Origin of the sequence: uncultured Campylobacter sp., from assembly GCF_938031315.1 — a bacterium.
In the GTDB taxonomy this organism is placed as follows: Bacteria; Campylobacterota; Campylobacteria; order Campylobacterales; family Campylobacteraceae; genus Campylobacter_B.
On record NZ_CALHHT010000269.1, the window covers coordinates 1 to 6,131 of the forward strand.

Sequence of the window (6,131 nt, forward strand, 5' to 3'; positions counted from 1 at the left end):
CGTGCCGATCGAAAAGGCGGCGAAAAAATTTACGCGCACCGGGTGGAAAAACTCCGCCTTGCAAGCTTGCGGGTATCTGATCAGCTTTGCCGCGTAACAAACGCAGATGAGCGCGTAGGCTAGGCTAGCCGCACCGCGTAAAATCTCAAAAACTGCGCCTGAGATATCAAATATCAAATTTAGCCGCTCAAATGCGAGAGCTAGCCCGCCAAGCCCCATAACTACGGTGTAAAACATGATCGGAAAGTGCTGTAGCCAGCTTGATTTTTCATCCTGCGTTTTCATATTTTTCCTCGTTTTTTCTAAATTTTACCCCAATTTTAGCGCAATTTCGGTGAGTTAGTCACAAAATAAATCAAGACTTAAAATATTTTGTAGCTAAATTTTATCACCGCGCTTTTACGTAAAAGAAAATATAATTAAACAAAGCCGAATTTAATCAAGGAGCGTATGTCGTTACGTATCGTGCATTTTATGAAAATTTTGGTATAAATACGCGTAAAAAAGAAAGGAAAACGCAATGCTAAGTAAAAAAACTAGGATAATAAGAGCGCTGATCGGACTAGCGATAATGATCGCAAAAGCCGTTGTTTGGCAGCTGGTAGGGACTGGTCGGACTAGTGCCCTTTATCGTGGGCGTCACGGGATTTTGCCCCGCTTGCTACTTTTTAAACCGCTGCTCGCTGAAGCGCTAAATTTAGCTGCGGTATGCGGTTTGCTGCGCGCTTGGGCAAGAAGCGCGATAAATTTGGCGGCGAAGCGAGCTTCAAATTTTAAATTCTCCATGCCTTGCCGCGGAACATTAAATTTAAACGAGCGCTTTAAAGCTTAAAATTTTATCGCGCAATGCAAGGCGGTAAATTTAATCTCGTGCCGCAGTTAATCGGCATGCCGCTATCTGCGTAAAATTTTAACGCCGTGTCGCTTTCGGCGTTCTTGTTAGAGCGGGTTTATATCCTGCGCCTGCACAACCAAACTCTATGATTAATTACACCTAGCCTCTTAAAATTCATCTTAAATTTGCTAAAATTGCAGCAAAATTTAAAATTTAAAGGAGCCCAAATGTCAAATATCTTAATCATAGGCGCGGGCGGCGTGAGCCAAGTCGCGACCGTAAAATGCGCGATGAACGCGGACGTTTTTACAAAAATCACCCTTGCTAGCCGCACCAAAAGCAAGTGCGATGCGATCGCTAAATTTATCAAAGACCGCCTAGGCGTGCAAATCGACACCGCCCAGATCGACGCGGACGACACCGATGCGGTCGTAAATTTAATCAAAAAAACGGGCGTGCAGCTGCTACTAAACGTCGCGCTGCCGTACCAGGACCTAACCCTCATGGACGCGTGCTCTCGCGCCGGCATACCTTACATCGACACCGCAAACTACGAGCACCCCGACACTGCCAAATTTGAATACAAGCTGCAGTGGGCGAAGGATGGCGAGTTTAAAGCCGCAAACACGATGGCGCTACTGGGAAGCGGCTTCGATCCGGGCGTGACGAACGTATTTTGCGCCTACGCGCAGCAAAATCTCTTTGACGAGATCGGCGAGATCGACATCCTAGACTGCAACGCAGGCGATCACGGCTATCCGTTTGCGACGAATTTTAACCCAGAAATCAACCTGCGCGAAGTAAGCGCAAAAGGCCGCTACTGGGAGCGCGGCGAGTGGAAAGAGACCGAGCCGATGCAGATAATGTTCAAATGGGACTACCCAAAAGTCGGCGTCAAGGACAGCTACCTGCTCTACCACGAGGAGCTAGAAAGCCTTGTAAAAAACATCAAGGGGCTGAAGCGAATCCGCTTTTTCATGACCTTTGGACAGAGCTACCTAACTCACATGAAATGCCTAGAAAACGTCGGCATGCTGCGCATCGACGAGGTCGAACACAACGGCGTAAAAATAATTCCGATCCAGTTTTTAAAGACCCTACTGCCGGATCCTGCGTCGCTAGGCCCTCGCACGAAGGGAAAAACTAACATCGGCTGCGTAATACGTGGTTTAAAAGAGGGCAAAGAGCGCCAAGTCTATATCTACAACGTCTGCGATCACGAGGCTTGCTACGCCGAGACGGGCGCACAGGCCGTGAGCTACACGACGGGCGTACCGGCGATGATCGGCTCGATGATGGTCGCAAAGGGCATCTGGAGCGGCAAGGGCGTCTTTAATATGGAAAATTTCGACGCCAAGCCTTTCATGGACGAGCTAAATAAGCAGGGCTTGCCGTGGGAGATAATCGAAATGAAACCGGGCGAAAGATACGAAGTTTAAATTTAGGCTTGTCTTTTTCCGCTATACTTTGTTAAATTTTTACCTTGCTTCACTGCGACGGGACATACAGCCCGTCTCATTCGCAAGGTAAAATTTGCCGCGTCTAGCGAAAAAATCCTTCGCCTTATATCTCTATATTAAAATTTCGCGCTAGTGGCAACAAGTAAAATTTTGAACCCATTACAAACTTTACGCTTTTGTTTAATTGCTCTAAGAGTGGTTTCTTAAATTTAAACTCTAGCTAAATTTAGACCGAAATTTTTAAGTAAACTTTGCTATAATCGCCGAAATTTTGAAAAAACCGAGGAGAAAATATGAAATTGATTTACGCCGCTTGCGTGCTGGCCGTGTTTGCTTCGGCTCAGACCGAAACTGTGCAGGTGCCGGACTTTGCTAAAAGCTCGATGAAGACGCATGAGCAGGCCGAGGAAAAACTAATCGCAAATGCCCTAAAAGGCGATCTAAGCCAGATCGCAAGCGACCTAAAGATCGACAAAACTCTAAAAGGCGGCGAGTCGCTTGTCATTAACGGCGCGCATTACAGGACGATCGAGGGCGACAGCACGCAGTGGAAAGAGGGCGATGCCGTGCGCCTGCTAAGCGGCAACAAGGACGGCAGATGCCTAAGCTCGATCATGCTTAATCTGCGCACGAAAACCGTCTGTAAATTTATGTGCGACGCGTATTAAATCGCGTAAATTTCATACTCCATAGCGCGAGCGAAATAGATTAGATTTCGGTTTGCTCGCGCGTTGGAGACAAATTTATCTCCTTTAGTCTGCAAATAAACAATTGTCCTCCTTTTTGTATTTTAAAACAATCTGCATACATTCCTGTCATGTCTAATATAACCTATCTACGGAGCGCCTTATTTACTTTAAATTTAGACCGCGTTTTATAAGCTAACGCTAACATAGCGGTTGAAATTTCACCGAAAGGAGTAAATATGAGAAATTTTGTTGCAAAAGCATTGTTGCTTAGTTCTTTAGCTGCAGTAAGTGCGATGGCGGAGGGGCTTTTCGTGGGCGGCGAGGCCGGCTACAATTTCAAAAACGAAGCCGCGGGTTTTGATGACGGGCAGCCTCAAATAGGCGTTAAAGCCGGGTATGACTTCGGTACGTTTAGGGCTTACGGCGGGTATTTTTACGGATTTAAGGGCGAGGATTCCAGCTCGAATGCCAATTCGAAAAGAAAGGTTAAATGGAGCACGCACGATTTCGTAGCCGGTGCGGATTTTACGCCGGAGCTTTTCGGTAGATTTAAGCTTGTCCTAGGCGCTTACGCTGGGCTTTCGGTGCTAGATACTGAAGTTAAAATAGACTATAGCAATGGCGGCTGGGTTAGAGCGGACGATACGCTGGGTGGCTTCATTTTGGGCGGCAAGATAGGTACCGCGTATGAGTTTGGCTCCAATAGCGAGATTGAAATGGGCTTTAAAGCAAGCAAGGCGTGGTACAAAGACGGCGATTATATCGAAGATAACGACGGTAAAAAATACGGCGTTTACGCAGGATATAATTATAAATTCTAAGAATTTTCATATTTGAGGCGTTGCACTGCTTTCATAGAGCCTTGATGCTCAGTGGCTTTGCGGTGTGTCAGGTAAGGCTAGCTTCGTCGCAAGGCTTTACTAAGTTTTAGTAGAATCTTGCGATGAGGTTTAAATTATGATGAATTTAACGTCTTCAAATTCCATCATCAAATTTTAACTCATAGAATTTCGTCGATAAAAATTCCATTTCAGATTTTATTGGCTAAATTCCACCCCTGCGCTTTTGGATAAAATTTCGTTCATTTTCGAGATTAGATTAAAATTTTAATGACGGCAAAAGAAATTTTAGATAAAATCAACACTTTCATACCAAAATTTTACTCAAAGGATAGAGATGAAGAGTTACGTTACGGGCTTTCCGCGTATCGGAGAGCAGCGCGAGTTAAAGAAGGCTTTGGAGAGCTATTGGGCGGGCAAGTGCGATTATGACGCGCTGGAGCGAGTCGCCTCAGAGCTAAAAGATCGTCACATCAAATATCAGCTGGATGCTTGGAGCGGCTTAATTAGCGTAAACGACTTTTCATACTACGATCTGATGCTCGATACCAGCGTGCTTTTCGGCGTGATCCCACAGCGCTTCGCGGCTCTTTCGGCGCACGAGCAGTACTTTGCGATGGCGCGCGGCAGCAAAGACGCAGTCGCGATGGAGATGACAAAGTGGTTTAACACAAACTACCACTATATCGTGCCCGAGATCTCTGCGTATACGGAATTTAGCCTAAATCCTAGTAAAATTTTAAGCGAGTACAAGGCCGCGAAGAATAACGATTTTAAGGATTCCTGCGCGCTAAAGATAAATTTGATCGGACCTATTACCTATCTTGCGCTTAGTAAATCAAGCGACAAAAGCGATCCGCTCGCGCACCTGGGCGCCCTTACCGCAAAATATGAGGAGCTGCTAAAGCGCCTTAGCGAGCTTGATAGCGAGGTCGTGGTTCAGATCGACGAGCCGATTTTCGTGACGGATCGCGCATCCGAGCTGGCACCGAAGATTGCGCCTGTTTATCAGCGCCTAAGCAAGGTCGCAAGCAACGTAAAAATTATCTTTATGACCTATTTCGAGCACGCGACCGAGGCTGTACGCGAGATAGTAAAGACCGATGTTTGGGCGATCGGGCTCGATTTTGTTTACGCAAGCGAAGAGAATATCAAAAAAGAGCTTCAAATTTTAAAAGACGCCAAGACCGTGCTTTTTGCGGGCGTGATCGACGGGCGCAATATCTGGAAGAGCGATATCGATAAAAAGCTAGCTCAGCTCAAAGCCATCGAAGCCTACGTGCCTAAGGAGCGCATCTATGTGGGTACCTCCTGCTCGCTTTTGCACGTGCCTTTCACGCTAAAATATGAGGACAAGCTAAGCGCCGAGATCAAATCCTGGTTAAGCTTTGCGGTCGAAAAACTAAGCGAAATTTCGATTTTAACCCATCTTTTCTTTGAAATTCCTATGTGCGAGCACGGTATGAAAGCTTACGAGCAGAATCAAAAATCCGCCAAAACTCGCCAGAGTTCGCTGCTCATCCACGACGAGAAGGTCTCTGCGCGCGTGAACTCGCTAAGCAAGCTTGAGCGCACCGATCGCTACGAGGATCGCATCAAGGTGCAGAAAAAAGAGCTTGGATATGGAATTTTACCTACCACTACGATCGGCTCCTTTCCGCAGACTGCCGAGCTTCGTCAGGTTCGCAACGCCTATAAAAAGGGACTTTTAGCGCGCGAGGATTATGAGAAGCAGATCAAAGCCTATATCGACGACTGCGTCAAATTTCAAGACGAGATCGGCCTGGACGTGCTGGTTCACGGCGAGCCCGAGCGCAACGATATGGTCGAGTATTTCGGCGAGCAGATGAGCGGATACGCGTTTAGCGCCAACGGCTGGGTGCAGAGCTACGGCAGCCGCTGCGTGAAACCGCCACTACTTTTCGGCGACGTGAGCCGCCCAAAACCAATGACCGTGGAGTGGATCAAATACGCTCAAAGTCGCACCAAAAAGATTATGAAAGGCATGCTAACCGGCCCGGTTACGATCATGAACTGGAGCTTCGTGCGCGACGATAAGCCTCGCGAGCAGATCGTAAAACAGCTTGCGCTTGCGATTTTTGATGAAATTTCGGATCTGCAAGACGCGGGTATCAAGATCGTTCAGGTGGACGAAGCTGCGTTTAAAGAGGGCTATCCGTTAAGAGCTGAAAATATCCCAGCTTATGAGAAATTTGCGGTTGATTGCTTTAAGCTTTCAGTAAGCTCAGCCGAGGCAAAAACTCAAATCCACACGCATATGTGCTACTCTGAATTTAACGATATCATT

5 protein-coding genes and 1 pseudogene are annotated in these 6,131 nt (G+C 46.8%); 5 read left to right on the forward strand and 1 reads right to left on the reverse strand.

The features are described from left to right. A pseudogene (locus Q0236_RS06745) lies at positions 1–285 on the reverse strand (C4-dicarboxylate ABC transporter); the annotation flags it as partial. A gap of 347 nt (positions 286–632) precedes the next feature. Here Q0236_RS06745 and Q0236_RS13290 point away from each other — a divergent pair. The 5 genes from Q0236_RS13290 to metE form a co-directional block, all read left to right on the forward strand. Further along, entirely contained in the window at positions 633–695 is a 63-nt protein-coding gene (locus tag Q0236_RS13290) for a hypothetical protein (protein ID WP_367274741.1), read from the forward strand. Positions 696–1,062: 367 nt separating this feature from the next. Further along, on the forward strand, positions 1,063–2,274 hold the full coding sequence (locus Q0236_RS06755) for a saccharopine dehydrogenase family protein (RefSeq protein WP_297916290.1): 1,212 nt from the start codon (positions 1,063–1,065) through the stop codon (positions 2,272–2,274). Positions 2,275–2,588: 314 nt separating this feature from the next. Beyond that, a complete protein-coding gene (locus tag Q0236_RS06760; protein ID WP_297905105.1) occupies positions 2,589–2,963 on the forward strand; it encodes a hypothetical protein in 375 nt (124 codons plus the stop codon). Between the two features lie 257 nt (positions 2,964–3,220). Beyond that, positions 3,221–3,805 carry a hypothetical protein gene (locus Q0236_RS06765; protein ID WP_297916292.1) on the forward strand — a complete coding sequence of 195 codons (585 nt, stop codon included), beginning with the start codon at positions 3,221–3,223 and terminating at the stop codon, positions 3,803–3,805. 355 nt (positions 3,806–4,160) lie between these two features. Then, positions 4,161–6,131, forward strand: a 1,971-nt coding sequence (gene metE, locus Q0236_RS06770) for a 5-methyltetrahydropteroyltriglutamate--homocysteine S-methyltransferase (RefSeq protein WP_297916294.1), incomplete at its 3' end; no start/stop codon positions are given.